Origin of the sequence: Phenylobacterium sp. (genome assembly GCF_020253645.1) — a bacterium.
Lineage (GTDB): Bacteria > Pseudomonadota > Alphaproteobacteria > Caulobacterales > Caulobacteraceae > Phenylobacterium.
This window is the reverse complement of the sequence record NZ_JADCBG010000037.1, coordinates 40,856-64,363: the sequence shown is the minus strand read 5'-3', so window position 1 is coordinate 64,363 and position 23,508 is coordinate 40,856. Positions and strand designations below refer to the sequence as shown.

Annotated in this window: 21 protein-coding genes; 4 read left to right on the top strand and 17 right to left on the bottom strand. The window is 69.2% G+C overall.

Annotated features, from left to right (window positions below):
* Window positions 1-181 precede the first annotated feature (181 nt).
* From INE98_RS03130 to INE98_RS03115, 4 genes are all read right to left on the bottom strand, one after another.
* The gene (locus INE98_RS03130) at window positions 182-1,042 is read right to left on the bottom strand and encodes an SDR family NAD(P)-dependent oxidoreductase (protein ID WP_293536489.1); all 861 of its coding nucleotides are present in this window, start codon (window positions 1,040-1,042) and stop codon (window positions 182-184) included.
* A gap of 20 nt (window positions 1,043-1,062) precedes the next feature.
* A complete protein-coding gene (locus INE98_RS03125) occupies window positions 1,063-2,604 on the bottom strand; it encodes an acyl-CoA synthetase (RefSeq protein ID WP_293536487.1) in 1,542 nt (513 codons plus the stop codon).
* Window positions 2,605-2,692: 88 nt separating this feature from the next.
* Complete coding sequence (pgi, locus tag INE98_RS03120; protein WP_293536486.1) at window positions 2,693-4,258, bottom strand: glucose-6-phosphate isomerase; 1,566 nt, start codon at window positions 4,256-4,258, stop codon at window positions 2,693-2,695.
* Window positions 4,255-6,390 (bottom strand): protein-disulfide reductase DsbD, encoded by a 2,136-nt coding sequence (locus INE98_RS03115; protein WP_293536484.1) that lies wholly within the window; start codon window positions 6,388-6,390, stop codon window positions 4,255-4,257. The genes pgi and INE98_RS03115 overlap by 4 nt, the downstream gene beginning before the upstream one ends.
* Before the next feature lie 167 nt (window positions 6,391-6,557).
* Here INE98_RS03115 and INE98_RS03110 point away from each other — a divergent pair, with 167 nt between their 5' ends.
* On the top strand, window positions 6,558-6,950 hold the full coding sequence (locus INE98_RS03110; protein ID WP_293536482.1) for an acyl dehydratase: 393 nt from the start codon (window positions 6,558-6,560) through the stop codon (window positions 6,948-6,950).
* 18 nt (window positions 6,951-6,968) lie between these two features.
* Here INE98_RS03110 and INE98_RS03105 read toward each other — a convergent pair whose 3' ends face one another.
* A complete protein-coding gene (locus INE98_RS03105) occupies window positions 6,969-7,775 on the bottom strand; it encodes a SapC family protein (protein ID WP_293536480.1) in 807 nt (268 codons plus the stop codon).
* Between the two features lie 197 nt (window positions 7,776-7,972).
* Between INE98_RS03105 and INE98_RS03100 the strand changes: the two genes are divergently transcribed.
* Window positions 7,973-8,854: a MaoC/PaaZ C-terminal domain-containing protein gene (locus tag INE98_RS03100; RefSeq protein WP_293536478.1), complete on the top strand. Its 882-nt coding sequence runs from the start codon at window positions 7,973-7,975 to the stop codon at window positions 8,852-8,854.
* Between the two features lie 76 nt (window positions 8,855-8,930).
* Here INE98_RS03100 and INE98_RS03095 read toward each other — a convergent pair whose 3' ends face one another.
* The 7 genes from INE98_RS03095 to INE98_RS03065 all read right to left on the bottom strand — a co-directional run bounded on the left by INE98_RS03095 (window position 8,931) and on the right by INE98_RS03065 (window position 17,024).
* On the bottom strand, window positions 8,931-9,461 hold the full coding sequence (locus INE98_RS03095; RefSeq protein ID WP_293536477.1) for a GNAT family N-acetyltransferase: 531 nt from the start codon (window positions 9,459-9,461) through the stop codon (window positions 8,931-8,933).
* On the bottom strand, window positions 9,458-10,336 hold the full coding sequence (aguB, locus tag INE98_RS03090) for an N-carbamoylputrescine amidase (RefSeq protein ID WP_293536476.1): 879 nt from the start codon (window positions 10,334-10,336) through the stop codon (window positions 9,458-9,460). The genes INE98_RS03095 and aguB overlap by 4 nt, the downstream gene beginning before the upstream one ends.
* A complete protein-coding gene (locus tag INE98_RS03085; RefSeq protein ID WP_293536474.1) occupies window positions 10,336-11,334 on the bottom strand; it encodes an agmatine deiminase family protein in 999 nt (332 codons plus the stop codon). The genes aguB and INE98_RS03085 overlap by 1 nt, the downstream gene beginning before the upstream one ends.
* A gap of 137 nt (window positions 11,335-11,471) precedes the next feature.
* A complete protein-coding gene (locus INE98_RS03080) occupies window positions 11,472-14,864 on the bottom strand; it encodes a TonB-dependent receptor (protein WP_293536472.1) in 3,393 nt (1,130 codons plus the stop codon).
* Between the two features lie 174 nt (window positions 14,865-15,038).
* Window positions 15,039-15,632, bottom strand: coding sequence for a peptide-methionine (S)-S-oxide reductase MsrA (msrA, locus tag INE98_RS03075; protein WP_293536471.1), 594 nt, complete (start codon window positions 15,630-15,632; stop codon window positions 15,039-15,041).
* 28 nt (window positions 15,633-15,660) lie between these two features.
* The gene (locus INE98_RS03070; protein WP_293536469.1) at window positions 15,661-16,305 is read right to left on the bottom strand and encodes a CoA transferase subunit B; all 645 of its coding nucleotides are present in this window, start codon (window positions 16,303-16,305) and stop codon (window positions 15,661-15,663) included.
* Window positions 16,305-17,024, bottom strand: a complete 720-nt coding sequence (locus INE98_RS03065) for a CoA transferase subunit A (RefSeq protein ID WP_293536467.1) — start codon at window positions 17,022-17,024, stop codon at window positions 16,305-16,307. Before INE98_RS03065 ends, INE98_RS03070 begins: the two co-directional genes overlap by 1 nt.
* Window positions 17,025-17,124: 100 nt before the next feature.
* Here INE98_RS03065 and INE98_RS03060 point away from each other — a divergent pair, with 100 nt between their 5' ends.
* Complete coding sequence (locus tag INE98_RS03060) at window positions 17,125-18,072, top strand: 2-oxoglutarate and iron-dependent oxygenase domain-containing protein (protein ID WP_293536465.1); 948 nt, start codon at window positions 17,125-17,127, stop codon at window positions 18,070-18,072.
* Here the strand turns inward: INE98_RS03060 and INE98_RS03055 are convergent.
* Genes INE98_RS03055 through INE98_RS03045 form a run of 3 tightly spaced genes read right to left on the bottom strand, consistent with a single transcriptional unit; the run spans window position 18,059 to window position 20,022 of the window.
* Window positions 18,059-18,688, bottom strand: coding sequence for a carbonic anhydrase (locus tag INE98_RS03055; RefSeq protein ID WP_293536464.1), 630 nt, complete (start codon window positions 18,686-18,688; stop codon window positions 18,059-18,061). The genes INE98_RS03060 and INE98_RS03055 overlap by 14 nt on opposite strands.
* On the bottom strand, window positions 18,689-19,333 hold the full coding sequence (maiA, locus tag INE98_RS03050; protein ID WP_293536462.1) for a maleylacetoacetate isomerase: 645 nt from the start codon (window positions 19,331-19,333) through the stop codon (window positions 18,689-18,691).
* Window positions 19,334-19,338: 5 nt separating this feature from the next.
* On the bottom strand, window positions 19,339-20,022 hold the full coding sequence (locus tag INE98_RS03045) for a fumarylacetoacetate hydrolase family protein (protein ID WP_293536460.1): 684 nt from the start codon (window positions 20,020-20,022) through the stop codon (window positions 19,339-19,341).
* Between the two features lie 105 nt (window positions 20,023-20,127).
* Between INE98_RS03045 and INE98_RS03040 the strand changes: the two genes are divergently transcribed.
* On the top strand, window positions 20,128-21,342 hold the full coding sequence (locus tag INE98_RS03040; protein WP_293536458.1) for a CoA transferase: 1,215 nt from the start codon (window positions 20,128-20,130) through the stop codon (window positions 21,340-21,342).
* Here the strand turns inward: INE98_RS03040 and proB are convergent, their stop codons facing one another.
* Both proB and obgE read right to left on the bottom strand, forming a co-directional pair.
* Window positions 21,343-22,467: a glutamate 5-kinase gene (proB, locus tag INE98_RS03035; RefSeq protein ID WP_293536534.1), complete on the bottom strand. Its 1,125-nt coding sequence runs from the start codon at window positions 22,465-22,467 to the stop codon at window positions 21,343-21,345.
* Window positions 22,455-23,495 carry a GTPase ObgE gene (obgE, locus tag INE98_RS03030; RefSeq protein WP_293536456.1) on the bottom strand — a complete coding sequence of 347 codons (1,041 nt, stop codon included), beginning with the start codon at window positions 23,493-23,495 and terminating at the stop codon, window positions 22,455-22,457. The genes proB and obgE overlap by 13 nt, the downstream gene beginning before the upstream one ends.
* Window positions 23,496-23,508 lie beyond the last annotated feature (13 nt).

Sequence of the window (23,508 nt, the reverse complement as noted above, 5' to 3'; positions counted from 1 at the left end):
CCGTCCGCATTGCGCGGGGGCCGGCGCCGGAGGTTCGATCAGGCCGAACGCACCCGCCCGCTCCCGCTTTCGCAGGTCGGATGGTGGGGGGCGTGATGGTGAACCTGACGGAACATGGGCCGGGTCCCTAGCCCATCGCCGCGGGATCGTCCAGCCCCGGAGGCCGGCGGGACCCCGCGCCTCAGGGCAGGAGGTCGAGGTCCGGGGTGCGGTAGTCCATGCCCTTGAGGGCCTGGCTTCGGTCGGCGGAGTCAAAGCCCTCCATGATCCCGGCGAAGCGCATCTGGACGAAGGGCCGCATGTCCGGATGGGTGAAGATGTAGAGGTCTCCGGCCTGCAGGGCCTCCAGCACCCGGGCGCCGACCCGGGCGGGGTCGATGCCGTTGGCCACCCGGTCGTCGGGGACGATCTCGCGCACCTGCGGGCCGCCGAACCTGGCCGGGCGGTTGCGGCCCGACTGGTTGATCCGGGTGCGCACAAACCCCGGGCACAGCACCTGGACCTGGATGTTCTCGGGCGCCAGCTGGGCCGCCCAGCCCTCGGTGAGGGCCACCACGGCGAACTTGGAGGCGCTATAGGCCTCCATGCCCGGCGGCGACATGTGGCCCGCCATGGAGGCGGTGTTGATGATGGCCCCGCCCGCGCCGTGGGCGCGGATGTGAGGCAGGAAGGCCTCGAAGCCGTAGATCACGCCCATCAGGTTGACCTGGAAGGTCCAGTCCCAGTCGGCGGGCTTCATCTCGTCCACGGCGCCGCCAGCCCCGACGCCGGCGTTGTTGCACAGGACATGGACCTTGCCGAAGGCGGACACCGTCTCCCGGGCGGCGGCCACCAGGGCGGCGCGGTCGGTGACGTCGCACTGGACGGCGGCGACCTTCACCTGCCGCGCCTCCAGCTCCGCGACGGCCCGGGCCAGGGGCTCTGTCTCAATGTCGGCGAGCATGACGTTCATGCCGGCGGCGCCGAAGGCGTGGGCCATGGCGAGGCCGAGCCCCGAGGCCCCGCCAGTGATGAAGACGGTCTTTCCCGCGAGGTCCTGCATGGTGTTCCTTCCCGTCCTGTTCAGATCTTGCGGTCGCCCTGCCAGTAGGCGTCGCGGAGGATGCGCTTGTAGAGCTTGCCCGTGGGCAGTCGCGGCATTTCCTCGATGAAGTCGATGGAGCGCGGGGCCATGTAGTGAGCCAGGTGCTCGCGGGCGTAGGTCATGAGCTCGGCGGCGAGATCCTCGGAGGGCGCCACACCCGGAGCCGGCTCGATCACCGCCTTCACCGCCTCGCCCATCTCCGGGTCGGGCACCCCGAAGACCGCGACGTCGGCGACCTTGGGATGGGTGATCAGGGCGTCCTCGATGGCCTGGGGATAGATGTTCACCCCGCCCGAGATGATCATGAAGGCCTTGCGGTCGGTGAGGTAGAGATAGCCCTCCTCGTCGAGGTAGCCGACGTCGCCCAGGGCGTTCCAGTTCGGGTGCTTGGGGTGCCGGGCCGAGCGCGTCTTCTCCGGGTCGTTATGGTACTCGAAGGTCGGGATTTCCCGCTCGAAGTAGATCAGGCCGGTCTCGCCAGGGGGCAGTTCGCTCCCCTCCTCGTCGCAGACGTGCAGGACGCCGACCGCCGCCCGGCCTACCGAACCGGGATGCTTCAGCCAGTCCTCGCTGTCGATGAAGGTAGAGCCTGATCCCTCGGTGCCGGCGTAGTACTCGTAGAGGACGGGCCCCCACCAGTCGATCATCTGGCGCTTGACCTCCACCGGGCAGGGGGCGGCGGCGTGGATGGCGACCTGCAGGCTGGAGACGTCGAACGCCCTGCGGACCTCCTCCGGCAGCTTGAGCATGCGTACGAACATGGTGGGCACCCACTGGGAGTGGGTGACCCGGTAGTCCTGGATCAGCTCCAGTGACCGCTCGGCGTCGAAGCGCTCCATCATCACCACCGTACCGCCAAAGGACTGGACCGTGACGACGTAGGCGAGTGGAGCGGCGTGGTAGAGCGGCGCCGGCGACAGATAGACGGTGTCGGGGCCGAAGGCGTAGCGGTTGGCCTGCTGGCGCAGGGCGAAGGCCTCGGCGGGGCTCGCCTCCGGGAGGGGGCGCAATATGCCCTTGGGCCGGCCCGTGGTGCCCGAGCTGTAAAGCATGGAGTCGCCCATCCACTCCCGGTCGAGGGGGGCGGCCGAGGCGCCGTCGCAGGCCGCCTCGTAGGACTCCCAGCCCGGAATGACGCCGTCGACCATCAGGCGGATCGGGCAGGCGGGGATGAGGTCGGCCAGACCCTCGGCGGTCTCCCGCTTGGCGAAGGAGCTGATCAGGACCTTCGCGCCGCAGTCATTGACGATGTAGGCGGCCTCGTCCGGCGGCAGGTAGCGGTTGATGGTGGTGATGTAGAGCCCCGAGCGGAAGCAGGCCCAGACCGCGTCCATGAAGGCGAGGTTGTTCTCCATCAGCAGGGCGACATGGTCGCCGCGCTTCAGGCCCCGCTCGCGGAACAGGTTGGCCATCCGCAGCGAGCGCTCGTCCAGCTGGGCGAAGGTTACGATCCGGCCGGTATCGGCCGAGATCAGGGCCGGCTTGTCAGGGGTCAGGCGCGCGTGGTCGGCGAGATGCATGGGCCCTTGGTCTCCTCCGGCGGGGGCGCTTGCGGTCCCCTTCGCTTCACTCTAGCCCAGGGCGGGCGGGCGTAAACCCTCGCAGGGCTCAGGGGGCGCGGAGGCGGGCGACGAGGGCGGCCGTGGAGGCGTCGTGGGCGCCCGCCGGCCCGCCCTCCAGCTCGGGAAGGATGCGCGCGGCCAGGACCTTGCCCAGCTCGACACCCCACTGGTCGAAGCTGTTGACCCCCCACAGGACGCCCTCGACGAAGACCTTGTGCTCGAAAAGGGCCAGGAGGGCGCCGAGGGTCGGCGGGTCGAGGCGCTCCAGCAGGAAGAAGCCTGAGGGCCGGTCGCCGGGAAAGGCCTTCTGGGCGGCGAGGACAGGATCGCCCCCGGCGACCGCCAGGGCCTCGGCCTGCGTCCGCCCGGCCATCAGGGCCTCGGCCTGGGCGATGGCGTTGGCCAGCAGGGCGCGGTGGGCGGCGGGGTCCCCCTCCACCGGCTGGCGTACGGCGAGGATGTCGAGGGGGATCACGTCCGTCCCCTGGTGCAGGGCCTGGAAGAAGGCGTGCTGGCCGTTGGTGCCCGCATCGCCGAAGACGACGCCGGCCGTGGGCCACGGGACGGGCCGGCCGTCGCGCCCGACCCGCTTGCCGTTGGACTCCATCTCCAGCTGCTGCAGAAAGGCGGGCAGGAGCCTCAGCCGGCGGGCGTAGGGAACCACGGCGCGGGCGGGCCGGCCGAGGAGATCGCGGTTCAGGACGTGGGACAGGGCCAGGACCACCGGCAGGTTCCCTTCGAGCGGCGCCCCGAGGAAGTGGTCATCCATCTCCGCCGCCCCCCGCAGGAGCCCTTCGAAGGCGTCGGGCCCAAGGGCGATGGCGCAGGACAGGCCCACCGCGGACCACAGCGAGAACCTGCCGCCCACCCAGTCTGCGAAGGGGAAGACCCTTGACGGGTCGACCCCGAAGGCGGCGGCGGCCTCCGGTGCGGCCGTGACCGCGACCAGCCGGTCCCCGGCGCCGGGCGCCTGGTCCAGCCAGGCCCGCGCGGCGCGGGCGTTGAACAGGGTCTCCTGGGTGGTGAAGGTCTTGGAGGCAATCACCACCAGGGTCCGGGCGGGGTCCAGCCCGGCGAGGGCGGCGGTGATCTCGGAGGGATCGACGTTGGCGGCGAAGCGCAGGTCGATCTCCGGCGCGACGGGGGCCAGGGCCTCCCAGACCAGGCGGGGGCCGAGGTCGGATCCTCCGATGCCGATATGCAGGACAGCCTGGATCTCGCCAGCCGCGCGGACGTCGCCGGCGAAGGCCAGCATCCGCGCAAGCCCGGCCGCAACGCCCTCCGCCACGGGCTGGCCCGCGGCGCGCCAGGCCCGCGCGCCCGGCGCGCGCAGGGCCATGTGCAGGACCGCCCGTCCCTCCGAGGCGTTGACGGTCTCGCCAGCGAAAAGGGCCTGCCGGAGGGCCTCCACGCCCGAGGCCCGGGCGAGGTCGACGGCCCGGGCGAAGCCAGCGGCGGACCAGGGCTGCTTGGACAGGTCCAGGACGAGGCCGCAGGCCTCGAAGGTCAGGCGCGCGGCCCGGTCGGGCTCAAGCTCGAACAACCGCCGCAGGGACGGGTCGGCGCGAACGGCGGCCTCGAGGGCCGCCCAGGCGTCTTCAGCGTCAGTCATCCGTCGGCTGCGGCCTTGACCGCGCGGGCGACCATATCCGGCGTCAGGAGCTGGGGCAGGACCTCGGGATCGCCCCCGCCGGCGGGATAGACGAGGTAAAGGGGCACCCCGGCCCTTCCGAACCGGGCCAGGTCCTCGGCGATGACGGCGTCCCGCCGGGTCCAGTCGGCCTTAAGGTAGACCGTCCCGGACACTGCGAAGGCCTCCGCCGCCGTACGGGTGGAGAAGGCGACGCGCTCGTTGACCTGGCAGGTGACGCACCAGGCGGCGGTGTAGTTGACGAACACCGCCCTGCCCTCGGCGCGCAGGGCGGCGAGGCGCTCTGGCGTGTAGGTCTCGTAGGCCAGGCCAGAGGCGTCGGTTCCAGACGGCGCGGACCCCTCCGCCACGGCCTGCGCCGGGGTGGGCCATACCGCCGCGGCGACAGACAGGACGGCGACGCCCAGGGCGACGACGCCAAGCGCCCGGGCCGGCTGGCCGAGGAGGGAACGCCTCTGGGCGAGGCCCGCCAGCCAGCAGGCGAAGGACAGGGCGACGCCGGCCGCGAGGAGCCGGGCCAGGAGGTCCGGGCCCGCCTGCACCGCCAGCACCCAGGCCAGCCAGGCGGCCGCCCCGTACATCGGGAAGGCCAGGACCTTGCGGAAAGTATCCATCCAGGGACCGGGTCGGGGCAGGCGCGACAGGACGCCGGGCGCGAGGGCGGCCAGGGTGAAGGGGGCGGCGAAGCCCAGGCCGAGGCCGGCGAAGACGGCCAGTGACAGGGCCGCCGGCTGGGTCATGGCCCAGCCGAGGGCGGGCGCCATGAAGGGCGCGGTGCAGGGCGCGGCGACGACGACGGCGAGGGCCCCGGTCAGGAAGGCTCCGAGCCCGCCGCCCTGGGAGGCTGCGCCAGCGCCGATCCCCTGGAGGGAGGAGCCGATCCCGAAGAGCCCGGACATGTTCAGCCCGACCGCCAGCATGAGGAGGGCGAGGCCCGCAACCACAGGAGGGGACTGAAGCTGGAAGCCCCAGCCCACCGCCTCGCCGCCGGCCCGGACCGCCAGCAGCAGGGCGGCCAGCCCGAGGAAGGTGGCCATCACCCCGGCGAGGAAGGCCAGGCCCTGAGCCCGCGCGGCCGCCCGGTCATGGCCATGGCCCGCCAGGGAGGCCGCCTTCATGGCGAGCACCGGGAAGACGCAGGGCATGAGGTTCAGGATCAGACCGCCCACAAAGGCGAACAGGATGGCGCCCGCGAGCCCACCGGCCCCGCCCTGCGGCGCCTTTGCGGCGGGCGGCGGGCCCAGGCCGGAGGCGCCGGCCGGCGCTGCGCCGGGCGAGGCCTCGATCTCGTAGAACCGTCCGTCGACCGCCAGCACGCCCGCCAGCGTCGCCGGCGCCGTCGCACCCGGAGCAGTCTTCAGGGTCAGGGTCAGCCCCTCGGGCCCGCGATCCAGGGCCTGGGGCGCGGCATGGTCGATCACCGCCGCCGCATAGGGAAAGAAGTAGGCGTCGCGTGCGGTTCCGCCGGCGATCGCGGCGCCGGCGGCTGCGACCTTCAGGCCCTCGGGCCCCGAGTTCAGGACCGCCTGCACCTGACCCGGTCTTGGAGCGGCGTCGAGGGCGGCCTGGATCCGGGGCCCCCAGGTGGCGTCAGGCGCCGGATCCCCTGCCACCACCTTCACATCGAGGGAGAGATCCGCGTCCTCCGGAATGCAGATGTCCGAACAGACCAGGAAGGCGGCCTTGACCCTGAGCGTGACCGTCTGGCCAGCCGGCGCCGAGGCGGGAACCCGGACAGCGACCGGCAGGAGCACCTCGCCCGAATAGCCGTAGTTCATCAGCGGCCCGATGGGCTTGCGCGAGGGCGGCGCCCAGACGATCTCGCTCGCGGTCCAGCCGGCGGGCAGGGTCCAGCTCAGCTCCGTCGGAGCGCCGGAGTCTCCGGAGTTCCGCCAGTACGTATGCCAGCCCTTGTCGATGGCCTGTCGCAGGGCGAGCTGGAACTCGCCGCCGGCGCGCGCGCCTTCTGTGGCCGCGACCAGCTCGGCGGTCAGGTGCCCTGTCCGGACAGGCCCGGCGACCGCGGACGCGGACATCGGCATGACCCCGAGGGCGACCAGGGCCGCCAGGCCGGCAAGCAGTCTCTTGAGCATGCGTTCCCCAGATGGCCTTCCAGACAGTCGCACGGACCGGGAGCGCGCCTAATATGGCCCCCGGGGGGCGCAAGGCAATCGGCCCGGACGTGACGCAAGGGCTCGATTCAGGGCGCAGTCCGCCTCATGATCGTCCGGAGCGGAAACCGAGAAAGGGAGACCCGCGCGTGCCGGGCAGGTTTGACGAGATAGAGATCGGGCAGGTGACGACACTTGGAGAGGTCAGGGTCGACGCCCGCGCCCTCGAGGCGTTTACCGAGGCCTTCGCTCCGGGCTGGCCCGTCGAACGGGGGGCCCCGGACTCCATGGTCTTCGCGATATGGAGCCGCCTCGACGCCATTTCCGCCGTAGGCTGGCCACAGACCAAGCGGCTGGGCGTTGACGCCCTGCGCTGGGTCCGGAACCCGCCGGCCGGGGAAGTCCTGCGGGGGCGCATGACCATCATGGGCAAGGACCCCGTAGGCGACGGCAAGGGCATCGTCATCGCTCAGCATGACCTGCTGGACGAGGCGGGCCGGCTGGTCTTCTCCTGCCTGACCCGCAGCGTCTTCTCGCGCTAGCGGGCTCCCGGCGGAACCTTAGGCCCCAGCAACGGAGTTCGCCTGGGCTTCGGAGAGCTTGTAGATCTGCAGCGCGATCAGGCGGTCCCAGCCGAACAGGCTGATGATATGGGCGTAGATCTGCTGGAGGGCGCCGTTGTCGCGAAGTTCCGCCAGCTTGTCGTGGGGAAGGGCGTTCAGCTTTTCCTCCGAGATGCCAAAATACTCGGCGATCTGCTGGGGCTCGCCCGCCGTGCCGTCGGGATTGACCGGGGTGTGGGTGGCCTTCTTGACCTCGAACAGGTCGAGGTCCTTGAGCAGCTGGACGAAGGCCAGGGTCTTCTGGCGCTCCACCTCGTAGTTGTTGCAGAACTCGATGCAGTTCTGGGTGTACTCGCTGGGCGAGCCGTCCTCGTTGAAAAAGGGCAGGTCGCCGCCTTCGACGATGAACTCCGCGGAGCGATCGATGCAGAGGATGGACTGCTTGGCCACGTCGTCATTGGCGAAGACGAAGGGATAGCGACGGATATAGGCCGGGACATAAATGCCCGGATCGAACAGGCCGTCATCCCGCAGGAACATGTTCTGCTCGGCATTCAGGCCCATGACCGCCAGAGGGGTCTTGTCCTCACCGACGAAGATGATCGGGAAGGTCAGGCAGGCGATGCTGAACTCCGTCACCGTCAGCGGCACGGCGTGACCGGTCCGGGCGAAGCCAAAGGGGCCATCCAGGCGATTGACGCCCATTCCCTTGTGCAGCTCGGGCGAAAGCGGCTCCGGCTTGTTGTAGAACAGGACGGTGCCGGAGATCTGGCCGCCGCGGTTGATCTGAGTGGGGGTCGCCATGGAGTGCCTTGGGTCTGGAGGGCGAGGGTCTGAGACGCACGGCGGCCGGGACCGCCGGGACGAAGGACGCCGCTTCTAGCCGATTGCAGGATGGGCGGCAAATCGGAGTGTCGGCGGCTTGCGCCCGAGGAAGGTACCCGCTTCAATCGAACCATAACGAGGGGCGGCCTAACCGCCTTTGGAGAGGAAACGATTTCATGGCCATCTTTTTTCCAGACATCCTTCAGCAGCGCACGGCGCCGAGGACCTTCTCGTATGGCGACAAGGACGTGATGTTGTACGCCCTTGGCATCGGCCTGGGGCAGGACCCGATGAACGAGACCGAGCTGGCCTTCGTCTATGAGAAGGGCCTGAAGGTCGTCCCGACAGCCGCCACCGTGCTGGCCTCTGCTCTCCGGGGCGCAGCGGGGCCCGCCCCGGAAATGCCGCCCGGCCACCGGCCCAGCCAGATCAACTTCCTGATGGTTGTCCATGGCGAACAAAAGGTCGAGCTGCACAGGCCCCTCCCGACCAGCGGGACCTTTACCGCCGAGGGCCGCACGATCGGCGCCTATGACAAGGGCGAGGGCAAGGGCGCGGTGATCATCAACGAGACCGTCTGGACGGATGAAAAGGGCGAGAAGGTCGCCACCCTCACCGGCTCCACCTTCGCCCGGGGCGACGGTGGCTTCGGCGGTCCCTCGGAGGGCGCCCCCGAGCCCCACGCTGTGCCCACCCGGGCGCCGGACATCTCCGTGGACTTCGCCACCCGCGAGGACCAGGCCCTGCTCTATCGCCTGAATGGCGATCGCAACCCCCTGCACTCCGACCCCGGCGTCGCCAGAAAGGCGGGCTTCGACCGGCCGATCCTGCACGGGCTTTGCACCTACAGCATCACCTGCCGCGCCGTGCTCCAGGAGGTGACCGGGTTTGATCCTGATCAGATCTATTCCCATCAGGCCCGGTTTTCCTCGCCGGTCTTCCCCGGGGACCTGATCACGGTCGACATCTGGAAGGACGGCAAGAACATCTCGTTCGAGGCCCGTGTGAAGGCCCGCAACGTCACCGTCATCCGCAACGGCCTGACAGTCCTCCGCTAGGCGGCGGGGGTGCGCCTGCACCCTCGCAGACCCCCTCCGGCCGGCTTCGCGGTCCACCTGCCCGTTGGGGTAGGAACTATGAGCGAGCCGTCCAGACCACGTGGCGGCGCAGGGGATGGTCCGGGGCCAGCCGGGGGTGGTCGAAGTCCCACGCCGGGTCGGGGGTCATCCCGATCCGGCGCATGACCGCCTGGGAGGCCAGGTTGGTCTGCGCCGTGAAAGCGATGATCTCGGCAAGGCCGCCGGGGCCGAAGCCCCAGTCGAGCGCCGCCTTCGCGCCTTCGCTGGCCAGTCCATGACCCCAGAAGTCCGGGTGGAGCCGCCAGCCGATCTCTACGCAGGGGCCCACGGGCAGGTCGCCCTCCCCCACGCGCGACAGGCCGATCATGCCGGCCAGGCGGCCGTCCGCCCGGTGCTCCGCCGCCCAGAAGCTGAAGCCGTTCGCCGCCATGGCGGCGTTGATCCGGTCGACCATGGCGTCGGTCGCCTGGGGCGGGATGGGCCCGCCCAGCCAGTCATGGACGCGGGGATCGGCGTTGATCGCGGCGAAGGCCGCCCTGTCCTCGTCCCGCCAGGGCCTCAGGACCAGCCGCTCGGTCTCGATCACGCCGGCCTCGGCTGGACCAGCGATCCGTAGAGGTCGGTGCGCCGATCCCGGAAGAAGCCCCAGGCGGCCCGGTGGCCGGCGAGGAAGTCAAGATCGAAGCTGGCGACAGCCACGCCCTCCTCGTCACGGCCCATGTCCGCCAGGAGGTCTCCCCTGTGGTCGGCGATAAAGCTGGAGCCGTAGAAGCCCTGGCCTCCGCCGGGATAACCTTCCCACGGCTCGAAGCCGGTGCGGTTGGCGCCAACGACGGGGATGACGTTGGAGACGGCGTGGCCCTGCATGGCCCTGCGCCATGGCGCGGCCGTGTCGAGGCTCGCATCATGAGGCTCGGAACCGATCGCCGTGGGATAGAGCAGGACCTCGGCCCCCATCAGGGTCATGGCCCGCGCGCACTCCGGGTACCACTGGTCCCAGCAGATCCCGGCCCCGATGCGGCCGAAGCGGGTGTCCCAGACCCGGAAGCCCGTGTCGCCAGGCCGGCAATAGTACTTCTCCATGTAGCCGGGGCCGTCCGGGATGTGGCTCTTGCGGTAGAGGCCGAGGAGGGAGCCGTCGGCGTCCACCATGACCAGGCTGTTGAAGTAATGCGGGCCCTCGCGCTCGAAGATCGAGATGGGCAGGACCACGCCCAGCTCGGCGGCGAGGGGCGCCAGGGCGGTAACACAGGGGTGCTCGCGCCAGGGATGGGCCTGCCCGAACCAGCGCTCCTCCTGGGCGACGCAGAAATAGGGGCCCTGGAAGAGCTCCGACGGCAGGATGACCTGGGCGCCCCGGCTGGCCGCCTCGCGGATCAGGTCGGCGGTGCGGGCGATGTTGGCGTCCCGGTCCGCGCCATAGGCGGACTGCAGGGCGGCGACGGTGAGGGTGCGGGGCATCAGGCCGGCTCCTGCTGGGAGATGCAGTGGAAGGACCCGCCGCCGGTCAGGAGGGCGTGGGACGGCAGGGAAATGACCTCACGCCCAGGGAAGGCCTCGGCGAGGCCCTGGGCGGCCAGGCGGGCGGCCATGCCCTCGCCGTAGACGGGCAAGATCACCGCGCGGTTGGCGATGATGAAGTTCATGTGGCTGGCCGGGGCGCCGCCGACGCCATCAACCTCGATCCAGCCCGGCGAGGGGATCCGAATCACGCGCAGGGGGCGGCCCGCCGCGTCCGTCATCCCCGACAGGGTCCGGGCGGCGGCGTCATAGACCTCGCCGTTGGGGTCCCCGGCGCCGAAGCCCACGGGGCAGACCACGACGCCGGGGGCGACGAAGCGGGCAAGGTTGTCCACGTGGCCGTCCGTGTGGTCGTTCTGCAGGCCTTCGCCAAGCCAGAGGACCTTGCGGGCCCCGAGGTCCCGGGCGAGGGCCGCCTCGGCCTCCGCCTCGGTCCAGCCCGGGTTCCGGTTGGGGTTCAGGAGGCACTGGCGGGTGGTGAGGATCGTCCCCTCCCCGTCATGGTCGAGGGCGCCCCCCTCGAGGATGGCGTCGCTGCGCAGGAGGTCGACTCCGGCCACCGAGGCGATCTGGTCGGCGACCTCGTCGTCATGGGGCAGATCGTACTTTCCGCCCCAGCCGTTGAACCGGAAGCCGGCGGCGGCGTCGGAACCGAGGAAGATGGGGCCGGTGTCCCGCAGCCAGACATCGCCGAAGCGGCCGGCGACGATGTCGACGCCGGCGACGCCGCCCAGGCGCCGGCGGGCCTCCGCGTCGCCCTCCGGGGTCCCGGTCATCAGGCGCACGCGCTCGCCGCCGGGGCCGGCCAGGGCCCGGGCCAGGGCCTCCACCTCCTCCTGGGCGGGGACGAGGTTGTCCTCCCAGAGGTCTTCGTGGCTGGGAAAGCCCAGCCACATGGCCCGGTGCGGGGCCCACTCGGCGGGGACGGGACGGGACATGGCGCGGTTCTCCCTTGGGGGGACGCGGGCAGATGGGCGAGGCGGGCCCCGACGTCAAGCTCTCGCGGCGCCCCCGAAAAGCGAAGGGGCGGCCCGTCGCCGGGCCGCCCCCCGAATTCCACTGAACCCGGCTGGGATCAGAAGGAGTACTTGACGCCGAACTTGACCTGCCAGAGCGAACGGTTCGGCGCGTCCGAGTTGGAAAGGGTCTTCACCGCCGGCTGGAAGTTCGAATAGGTGTACTTACCGCCCGCAAGGGCTACGCCGACGATGGGTGCGACGTAAGGGAAGTCTACCTGCTCAAGGATGCCCCACTCGTCGTTGATCATGTTTCCGATGTTAATGAAGTCCGCGAAGAGCTTGAGCTTGGCGCCGTTCGGCACAAAGGCTGGCAGTTCCTGGCTCAGGCGCAGGTCGAAGCGGGTCACATCATCCGAACGGAAGCCGTTCCTGGGCGAGATTCTGCCCGCATGGTCGGTCAGGCCCACGCCCTTCAGATACTCGTTGAAGGCCGCCATGTTGAAGCCCGTCGCATAAGTGACGATCGGGTCGCTGGTCAGGGTCACGTTGCCCGAGCTGTCCACCTTAGGCACGTAGAACAACTGCCGGTTCGAGGCGCCGTCGCCGAAGGTCGACATCGAGGCCGAACTGGAGATGTTGTAAACAAAGCTGTAGGGCAGGCCCGACCGGTGCTCCATGAAGAGGGAGACGTTGGTCTTGTTGTCGTCCCAGAACTCCTTGGTCCAGGACAGACGCAGCTTGTACGAGTGCTTGATCTCGTAGTTCGAGGTCGCCAGGCCGGGGTTATTGACATCCGCCGTCGCCAAGTTGGCCCAGTTGGAGAAGGCCACAGAGCTCGTGCCCGGGTTCACGTCCTTGGCGTCCGTCAGGGTGTAGCTGAAACTGCCGTCAAAACCGGAGTCCCAGGACTTGGAGAGGCTGAAGGCCCAGGCCTGCTGGAAGCCCTGATCGGTGTTGGTGAGGATCAGGTCGCTGCCGGTGTCGGACGAGGCCACGCCGGTGACGAACAGACCACGCTCTGCGTTCCGGCGGTAGATCGGCCGGCCGTCGGGGGCAAAGGCGACCGGCGAGAGGCCGCCGCGATAATCCTTCCAGAGGATACCCTTGCGGACGTCGCCGCGCAGGTAGTCCACCGAGAACTCGTAGTCGTCACCCAGCCAACCGAGATTGAGGTCGCCGGTAAAGGTCAGGCTGCTCTTCCAAGTCTGGATCGGCTCAAAGCTCGGGTCGATCCCGTTGGCGCCAGCCGAGCGCTGGATGTTGACGATCGAGGGCCTGGTCGGATCCAGCAGAGCCTCGAGCGCCGTCGGAAGGTCCGCGAAGCTGGTGACCTGGGACAGGATGGCGTTGTCATTGGTGCCCGCGGCCAGGCCGCAGGCCGAGCTGGTGGCGTTGCGCAGGCACGAGACGCTGGCGCCGAGGACGCCGGTGTTCGAGAAGCTGTTCGACACCCAGACGGTGGCGGCGCCGCCAGAAAAGAGGCCGAAGCCGCCGGTGACCCGCAGGCCACTGACGCCCACCGCCCCGAAATTGGCTTCATAATCCGGTCGCCAGTCAAAGCTAACGCGCGGCATCAAGACCGACTTGCCGTCCAGGTTCTCCGAGTTCGAGAAGCCATAGCGGCTGAGGAAGTAGGGGTTGGCGAGCGGCTTGTCGCTCTGGTTCAGCCGGGTATATCGGAAGCCCGCCGTGACCGTCAGGTCCTCGGTGACGCGCAGGGTGTCCTGCGCGTAGAAGTTCCAGGTGTCGTAGTCGAACTGGGCCGCCAGGTCCTTCTCGTTACGCACACCGTCGCCGTTCGCATCGACAATGGCGTTCTGATAGACGAGCTGGTTAAGGACCCGGTTCTGGAGGTCGGCCACGCTGTTGAAGGTGAACTCGCCTTCCGTGCGCTGGGCGAAGAGGTTGTAGACTTCGAGGTTCTCCTTCTCGACGCCGGCGGCGAACTCGTGGTCGCCCAGGTCGTAGAAGGCGCGGGCGCGGTAGGTCCTGACGGTGTTCTCAAGCTCGTTGGCGTGGCGCGAGTTGTCCGGACCGGCCAGAATCCGGGTCGCCGTGCCAGAGACCGCAGGGTTGGCGCCGATGGAGAACTGGCCGAACTCGGCCGCCTCGTCGCCATTTCCGGAGGCGTTTCCAGAGACACCGCCGACCGGGACCTGCAGGGTTACCACTTCCTTCTGGGTGACGGTCAGTTCGGTACGGAAGTTGTCGGTCCACCCCGAATTCAGCTGGGCGGTGTAGACAGTCAGATCGTCGCCCTTGGTGTAGTAGTTCGAGTACAGGGCCAGTTGGGTCGAGGACGACCGGTTGCCCTCGATCAGCCGGGTACCCTCGGTGGACTGCCAGGTGAAGGCCAGCCTGTGGTTATCGGTGATGTTCCAGTCCAGCTTGACGAGCCTCTTGGTGTCCTCTTCCGGTAGGGCCAGATTGTTGAGGATTGAGCTCCCGGAGTCGACGCCGTAGCCGTAGACATTCTTGAGAATATCTTGGACCTGGGTCACCTGCGCCGGCGTAATGAAGGGAATGGCGGCGTTCGGGTTGCCGGCGATCACAGGCTTTCCGGAGCCCACCGGGCCGGCGATCGTGCCGCGCTCGGCGTCGAACTGCTCGTAGGACAGGAAGAAGAAGAGCTTGTCCTTGATGATTGGCCCGCCCAGGGTGGCGGCCCAGGACGTCTCCTCGAAGATGTTAGCGAACTTCTGGCCATTGGCCCTATCGCCGATGTAATCCTGGTCGGAATACTCATAGACAAAGGTGCCTTTGAAGTCGTTGGTACCGGACTTGGTGACCACATTGATATTGGCGCCCTGAAAGTCGTTGTAGAGTACAGAATAGGGCGCCAGGTTCACCGACATGGCCTGGACGGCGTCCGTCGAAATTGGGCTGCGTTGCGTGGGATAACCGTTATTGTTCAGGCCGAAGTCGTCGTTCTGCTTCACGCCGTCGACAGTCAGGCTATTGAAGCGGTTGGATACGCCGCCGGCGAAGACGGCGTCGAGGTTGGAGGGGTCCAGCACCACAAAGGGGTTGAGCCGGGCCACGTCCTTGAGGTCGCGCTTCAGGCTGGGCAGATCCTGGATGTCGCCAAGACCGTAGTTGCTGGTCGGACCGCCGTTCTCCTCGCGCTTGGCCAGGGCGGCGGTGATGACCACCTCCTCCACCTCGTCGGCGGCGAAGGCGAGGTTTACAGTCACCGGGGCGCCGACACCGACCGACTGGACCTGCGAGGACTCGGTCCGGCCGGAAGAGGTGGCCTCGATCTTGTAGGGACCGCCAACGCGCAGGCCACGGGCGGTATAGAAGCCGTCAGGGCCGGAGAGGGTGGTCACCGTAGTGCCGGTCGGCGCGTGGGTGATGGTGACTGTGGCGCCGGCTACGGACGCGCCTGAGGCGTCGGTAATGCGGCCGCGGATGGCGCTGGTGGTTTCCTGGGCGAAGGCCGGAGCGGCCATGGCGCACATCAGGGCGGCCACCGCCGTACTGCGGGCGAGCATTCTCGTGGACATCATGGATACCCCTCCATCGGATCAATCCGGCCTGCAGCCTGCCCCGACCGGTCGGGCGTGCCTATAGCGCGGAATGTCACAATTTGGGTGACGGTTTTTTAACAGTCGGATTCACAGGTCGGACTGCTGCAAAAACACCACGCTTCAAGCCCGGTGTGCCCGCGCAACGGGCGCCCCTCAGCCGCGCCCGGCCCAGACCGCCCGGATCCGGGCGTCCCGGCCGCAGCCGACCCTGTAGCGCTTGTAGTGGCCGGGATTCTTGACTGCGTAGTCCTGGTGGTAGCCCTCGCCCACCCAGAAGGTGGAACGGGGCAGGATCCGGGTGGCGACCGGCCGGCGGATCTGGCGGGCGACGTCGGCCTTGACCTGCTCCGCGACGCGCTTCTCGGCGTCGGTCTCGACAAAGACCGCCGTGCGGTAGCTGGGGCCGATGTCACAGATCTGGCCGTTGGGATCCGTGGGATCGATGTTCCGGAAGAAGGCGGCGACCAGGTCCGGGTAGGTCGTTCGGGCCGGGTCCCAGGTCACCCGGATGGCCTCCAGGTGCCCCTCGTGGTTCTCGTAGGTGGGATTGCGTTTCGTCCCTCCCGAGTAGCCGACCACCACGTCGACCACGCCGCGGACGCCCTCCATGTCGTGCTCGGCGGACCAGAAGCAGCCGCCCGCGAAGACAGAGGTCCTCAGGTTCGAGCCCTTGGGCGGGGCGGAAGCGGCGGGGACTGCGGCGCCCACCAGCAGGGCCAGGCACAGGGCCAGGACGACACGCATCATGGGCGCAACTCCATTGCGGCGGGCGCGATCAGACGAGGTCGGTGACGAAGGCCGCCTCGGTCCGGGCCCGGACCTCCTCAAGGGTAACGCCGGGGGCCAGTTCCACAAGCCTGACGGCGCCGCGGCCCCGGTTGATCTCGAAGACGCCGAGGTCGGTGATCAGCAGGTCGACCACGCCCTTGCCGGTGAGGGGCAGGGTGCACTCGCGGACCAGCTTGGACCGACCCGACTTCTCGCAGTGCTCCATGACCACGATGACCCGCTTGACGCCCGCCACCAGGTCCATGGCGCCGCCCATGCCCTTGACCATCTTGCCGGGCACCATCCAGTTCGCCAGGTCGCCATTGGCCGCCACCTGCATGGCGCCGAGGACCGAAAGGTCGATATGCCCGCCGCGGATCATGGCGAAGGACTCGGCGCTGTTGAAATAGGACGAGGAGTCCAGTTCGCTGATGGTCATCTTGCCCGCGTTGACCAGGTCCGGGTCCTCCTCGCCCTCGAAGGGATAGGGGCCCATGCCCAGCATGCCGTTTTCCGACTGCAGGGTGACCTCCATGCCTGGCGGGATGTGGTTGGCCACCAGGGTCGGGATGCCTATGCCGAGGTTGACGTAGAAGCCGTCCTTCAGCTCGCGCGCCGCCCGGGCGGTCATGTCATCGCGGGTCCAGGGCATCAGGCGCTCGCCTTCTCGCTGCGGGGACGGGTGGTCAGGCGCTCGATGCGCTTCTCGTAGGCCGGACCCTGGAGGATGCGGTGCACGTAGACCCCCGGCGTATGGATCATGTCCTTGTCGAGGGTCCCGGTCGGAACGAGGTGCTCGACCTCGGCCACGCACACCCGGCCGGCCGTGGCCATCATCGGATTGAAGTTCCGCGCGGTCTTCCGGTAGATCAGGTTGCCCTCGGCGTCGCCCTTCCAGGCCTTGACGATGGAGATGTCGGCCTTCAGCGCCCGCTCCATCAGGTAGGTCTCTCCATCGAACTCGCGGGTCTCCTTGCCCTCGGCCACCACCGTGCCCACGCCCGTGCGGGTGTAGAAGGCCGGGATGCCGGCGCCGCCGGCGCGGATGCGCTCGGCCAGGGTGCCCTGGGGGGTGAACTCCACCTCCAGCCGGCCCTCGATGTAGAGCCGCTCAAAGAGCTCGTTCTCGCCCACATAGGAGCTGATCATCTTGCGGATCTGGCCGTTCTCGAGCAGCAGGCCGAGACCGAAGCCGTCGACGCCGCAGTTGTTCGAGACCACGGTCAGGTCCTTCACCCCGGACTCCCGGATCGCCAGGATGAGGTTTTCGGGAATGCCGCAGAGGCCGAAGCCACCAGCCATGACCGTCATGCCGTCAAACAACAGGCCGGAGAGGGCGGAGGCTGCATCGGATTGAATCTTGGTCGCCATGGGATCACCCTACGCTGCATTGCAGCATTTGAAAACGTCCCGGACGCCCTGGGGGGCCTCCGGATTGGCGCGGAGGCTCGCCCCGGTGTAGGAGGCGAGTATGAGCCAGAGCCCCGCCCCTTCCGGCCTTCCGCCGGTGGATTTCAACGACTGGTCCGCTGACTTCGAGGGCTTTTCCCGACGCCTGGGCGACAGCTTCGTCCGGTACGGTTTCTGCGTCATCGCCCACCACGACCTGGACTTGCCCAGGATCGACCGGGCGCTGGAAGCCTCCCGCGCCTTCTTCGCCCTGCCGGAGGAGGTGAAGCGCCGCTACGTGACCGGCGTCGGGGGTCAGCGCGGTTACACCCCCTTCGGAGTCGAGACCGCCAAGGACTCCCAGCACTTCGACCTGAAGGAGTTCTGGCATGTGGGCCGGGATCTTCCGGCCGGGCACCCCTACGCGGCGGTCATGCCGCCCAATGTCTGGCCCGCCGAGATCCCCGCCTTCCGCGAGGAGGTGTCCTGGCTCTTCCAAGCCCTGGAGGACTTCGGCCTGAGGGTGCTGCAGGCCCTGGCGGTCTACCTGGGCCTTGACCGCCACTGGTTTGACGACCCGGTCCAGGACGGCAACTCCATCCTGCGCCTCCTGCATTATCCTCCGGTCTCGCCGGACGGGCCGAACATCCGGGCCGGGGCGCATGGGGACATCAACGTCATCACCCTGCTGCTCGGCGCCGAGGAGGCGGGGCTGGAGGTCCTCGACCATGACGGCCGCTGGATCGCCGTGAATCCGCCGGCGGGATCCCTGGTCTGCAACATCGGCGACATGCTGGAGCGGCTGAGCAACCGGGTCCTGCCCTCGACCATCCACCGGGTGGTCAATCCGGCGCCGGAGCGGCGGGGCGTGTCGCGCTACTCGACGCCCTTCTTCCTGCACTTCCGGCCGGACTTCGAGGTCCACACCCTGCCCGGCTGCATCACACCGGAGCGGCCTGACGCCTTCCCCGAACCGATCACCGCCGACGCCTTCCTCCAGCAGAGGCTGAGGGAGATCAAGCTGGCCTGAAGGCGGGCTGCAGGGCCTCCAGCCCGGCGGCGTCCGACACCGTCACCGAAAGGTCCGTCAGAAGGCCGTCGTGGATGGCGTAGATCCAGCCATGGACGCTGACCGCCTGGCCGCGCGCCCAGGCCTCCTGGACGAAGACGTCGGAGGCGACATTCCGCACCTGGCGGATCACGTTCAGCTCGCAGAGCCGGTCCAGACGCGGGCCAGTTTCGAGGGCCTCAAGTTCACCCCGGTTCTCGGCGTAGGTCTCGCGGATCGGGTGAAGCCAGTGGTCGACCAGGCCCCGCCGCTTTCCGTCGACCGCAGCCGCAATTCCGTGGCAGCCGTAGTGACCTACGACCATGACATGGCGGACCTTGAGGACATCGACGGCGAACTGCAGGACGGACAGGTAGTTGGCGTCCTGGGGCGGGGCGAGGTTGGCGACATTCCGGTGCACGAAGAGCTCTCCGGGGTCGAGTCCGACGATCTCGTTTGCCGGCACCCGGCTGTCGGCGCAGCCGATCCACAGATACTCCGGGCTCTGCTGGCCCGCTAGGCGCTGGAAGAAGCCGGGATCGACGGACAGCTTGGCGGCGGCCCACCTGCGGTTATTGGCCTTAAGATCCTCCAGCATTCAGGACTTCGGGGCTCCCGGCTGGTTCCGGGGATGGGCGGCCTCGAAAGCTGGATGACCGGCGGCATGCTCGGCGACCGCCTTGAGGGCCGGCCAGCGTGACATGTCGAGGTCGTAGCGCGCAGCGGCGTAGACCTGCGGGATCACGAGACAGTCGGCGAAGGTCGGCGTCGCGCCAAAGGCGAACCCCCCGCCATGCCGGTTGACCAGAATCTCAAGGGCGTCGAACCCGTCGCCCACCCAGCGGGCGCACCAGGCCGTGACGTCATCGCGTGAGACGCCCAGGCCCTCCAGGGCCCTTTGGACGCGGACGTTGTTCAGCGGATGAATGTCGCAGGCCACGATGTTCGCCATGGCGCGCACGTGCGCCCGTCCAAGGGGATCGGCCGGCAGGAGCGCGGGCTCGGGGTAGGTCTCCTCCAGCCATTCCAAGATGGCCAGGCTCTGGGTCAGGAGCTCCCCGCCTCCCGTCTCGAGGGCCGGCGCCAGGCCCTGCGGATTTCGGGAGCGATAAGTCTCGCCATGCTGGTCGCCAGCCCGCAGGTCGACGGGGACGGTGTCGAACTCCAGCCCCTTCAGGGCGAGGCCGATCCGGACTCGGTAGGGCGCCGTGGCGGCCCAGAAGTTGTAGAGGGTGAGGGTCAAGATGGTCACTCCAGCTGAAAGGACAGAGAGCCGACGCCCTCGACCTCGCTCTCGATTCGGTCGCCGCGCTGGAGAGCACCGACTCCTTCCGGCGTCCCCGTGAAGATCAGGTCGCCAGGCTTCAGCGTCCAAAGGCGGGAGGCCTCGGAAATGATCTCGGCGACGTCCCAGATCATGTCCGCCACGACAGCGTCCTGACGGACCGCGCCGTTGACGGAGAGGCGGATGGCGCCCTGGGGCGGGGCCTCCGACCAGGGCCGGATCGCCGAGACGGGGCCAGAGGCGTCGAAGCCCTTGGCGGCCTCCCAGGGCTGGCCCTTCTCCTTGGCCAGGGCCTGCAGGTCCCGGCGGGTCAGGTCGACGCCGACGGCGTAGCCGAAGACGGCCTCAAGAGCCCGCCCGACCGGGATGTCGGAACCTCCCGACTTCAGGGCGACGACGAGTTCGATCTCATGGTGAAGGTTCTGCGTCGCTGAGGGAAAGGGAACCTGTCCTCCAGGGGGAACAAGGGCGTCGGTCGGCTTGGAAAAGAAGAAGGGCGGGTCGCGGTCATCACCGCCCATCTCCCGCCGGTGAGCGGCGTAATTGCGTCCGACGCAGAGCACCCTGCGCACGGGAAAGACGGCGTCAGACCCTGCAATCGGGATCAGGACAGGGAGCGGGGCGGGATGTGCAAGTCGGTTCATCATGCTGGCTTACGCCTGCCCGCCGGAGAGGAAAACCCTGCAGGCGCTACGGATTGACACCTGGCTGGCGCTGCGGCCTAGGTCTCACGCCCCGACTTGGAGCGCGCGATGACCGAGAATTCCCCCAAGGGGCCCCTGTCAGACCTTAGGGTCGTGGAGATGGGCACCCTGATCGCCGGACCCTTCTGCGGCCAGGTGCTTGGCGACTTCGGCGCCGACGTGGTCAAGATCGAGGACCCGGGCAAGGGCGATCCCATGCGCCAGTGGGGCCGGTCGTTGCCCAAGGGCCTGTCGCCCTGGTGGCCGGTCATCGGGCGAAACAAGCGCTCGGTGGCCCTGGACCTGCGCCAGCCTGAAGGCCGTGAGCTGGCCCTGGCCCTGATCGATCAGGCCGACGTGCTGATTGAGAACTTTCGCCCCGGCGCCATGGAGAAGTGGGGCATGGGCTACGAGGCCCTCGCCGCCCGCAATCCCCGGCTGGTGATGGCCCGGGTATCGGGCTTTGGCCAGACCGGGCCCTATTCGGAGCGGGCCGGCTACGGCCTGATCGGCGAGGCCATGGGCGGCCTGCGGTACGTGACCGGCGAGCCCGACCGGCCGCCGGCCCGGGCGGGCATCTCGATCGGCGACAGTCTCACCGCCCTGCACGCCGTCATCGGCGTCATGATGGCCCTGCACCACCGCGAGCGCACCGGACGCGGCCAGATGATCGACGTGGCCCTCTACGAGAGCGTCCTGTCAGTGATGGAGAACCTGGTCACCGAGTACGACCTGACCGGCTATGTCCGCGAGCGCTCGGGCTCCATCCTGCCCGGCATCGCCCCGTCCAACGTCTATCCCTGCGCCAATGGCGAGAGCCTGCTGATCGGCGGCAACGGCGATGCGGTCTTCGCCCGCCTGGCCGCCACCATGGGCCGCGAGGACCTGGCCGCCGACCCGCGCTACGCCACCCACGCCGCCCGGGGCGAGAACCAGGCCGAGCTGGACGCCCTCGTCTCGGCCTGGACGCGGAACTGGCCGCTTCCCGAACTCCTGGCCCTTCTGGAGGCCAACGGCGTGCCCTGCGGCCGGATCTTCCGTGCCCCTGACATGCTGGAGGACCCCCAGTTCGCCGCCCGGCAATCCATCGTCGAGGTGGACCACCCGGTCTTCGGGAAGGTGAAGATGCAGAACGCCTTCCCCCGGCTCTCGGAGACGCCGGGCGGCGTGCGCTGGCCGGGTCCGGCCCTCGGTGCGCATACCCGGGAGGTCCTGGAGGGACTGGGCGTCGACTCTGGCCGGCTGGCGGACCTCGCAGCGCGGAAGATCACCGCCATTCCCTGATCACCCCGAGACCGCCAGGTCGTCAGCGTGGATGACCGGCCCCTCGGAATAGCCGAGGGTCGCCTCGACGGCGGCAGAGCTGAGGCCGCAGATCCGCACGGCGTCGTCGGAGTCGTAGCGGCTGAGGCCCCGGGCCACTTCCTGACCCGCATCGTCACGCACCACCACGGCGTCGCCCTTGCCGAACCGGCCCTCGACCGCCGTGACCCCCGCCGCCAGCAGGCTCTTGCCGCGACGCAGGGCCCGGGCCGCACCGGCGTCGATCCGGATCACGCCGGAGGGCGCCAGGGAGCCGCCGATCCAGGACTTGCGCGCAGCGTGCGGGGAGACGGCGGCGGTGACCAGGGTCGCACGCGCCCCGGCCTCTACGGCGGCGAGGGGCGAGGCCCGGCCGCCGAGGGTGATGAGGGTGGCGCAGCCCGCCTGGCGGGCGATCCGGGCGGCCATGATCTTGGTCGCCATGCCGCCGGTGCCGACCCCCGCCATGGCGTTGGCCCCGCCGGCCATGGCCTCGATCCCGGCGTCGAGGTCGGTGACCAAGGGCACGTGCTCGGCCGCCGGGTCCGATCTTGGATCGGCCGTATAGAGCCCGTCGACATCCGAGAGCAGGACCAAGAGGTCGGCGCCGATCAGCTGGGCGGCGCGGGCCGCCAGCCGGTCGTTGTCGCCATAGCGGATCTCCTCGGTGACGACGGTGTCGTTCTCGTTGACCACCGGCACGACCCCGAGGTCGAGGAGGGTCTCCAGGGTGGCCCGGGCGTTGAGCCAGCGCCGCCGGATCTCGGTATCGTCGCGGGTGAGCAGGACCTGGGCGACCGGCAGGCCGTGAGGCTCCAACGCCGCCTCCCAGGCGTGCATCAGGGCCGACTGGCCAGCGGCGGCGGCGGCCTGCTTCTCCGGCAGGGTCAGGGTCTTGCGGTTCATCCCGAGACGCCGGCGGCCGAGGGCCACGGCGCCGGAGGACACCACCAGCACCTGCTGGCCACGCGCCCTCAGCCGGGCGAGGTCGCCGGCGAAGTCGGAAAGCCAGGCGCCGTCCGGGGCGCCATCGGGGCCGACGACGAGGGCCGAGCCGATCTTGACGACGACGCGGCGGGCGGAGGCGAGACCGCTCACGGCCGCCAGTCTTCCGCGGTCTCCCCCGCCGCCTTCGCCTCGGCGCGGCGCGCCAGGACCTGCCGCCAGGCCTCCCGCAGGAGGTCCTTCACGCCCTCGCCCGAGACGCCCGAGACAAGGGCCACGGGACGTCCGGCGGCGGCTTCCAGCGCCTCCTTCTGCATCTGGAGGGTGTCGGGATCGAGGGCGTCGACCTTGGACAGGGCCAGGATCTCGGACTTGTCGGCCAGGCCGGCGCCATAGGCCTCCAGCTCATGCCGGACCGTGCGCCAGGCCTCGGCCACGTCGGTCTGGGTGCAGTCCACCAGGTGGATCAGGACGGCGGTCCGCTCCACATGGCCGAGGAACCGGGTTCCCAGCCCGGCGCCCTCCGAGGCCCCCTCGATCAGGCCTGGGATGTCGGCCATGACGAACCGCTCTTCCGGAGACAGGTCCACAATGCCAAGGTTGGGAGCGAGGGTGGTGAAGGGATAGTCGGCGATCTTGGGCCGGGCGGCGCTGGCCGCGGCCAGGAAGGTGGACTTGCCGGCGTTGGGCAGGCCGGCCAGGCCCACATCGGCGATCAGCTTGAGCCGCAGCCAGATCCACTTCTCCTCGCCGTCCTGGCCGGCGTTGGCGTGGTAGGGGGCCTGGTTGATGGGCCCCTTGAAGCGGTCATTGCCCCAGCCGCCATTGCCGCCCTTGGCCAGCAGGACGCGCTGGCCGGGATGGTCCAGGTCGACGATCAGGGTCTCGCGGTCCTCCTCCAAGACCTCCGTGCCGACAGGAACCTTCAGCACGATGTCCTCACCCGCCGCGCCGTGGCGGTTGCGGCCCATGCCGTGGACGCCAGTGCCGGCCTTGAAGTGCTGGGCGTAGCGGTAGTCGATCAGGGTGTTCAGCCCCTCGACCGCCTCGATCCAGACGTCCCCGCCCCGGCCGCCGTCACCGCCGTCCGGGCCGCCGTACTCGATGTACTTCTCCCGCCGGAAGGACACGGCGCCGCCGCCGCCATTGCCCGAGCGGATGTAGATCTTGCACTGGTCCAGGAACTTCATGGCCTCGCCCTAG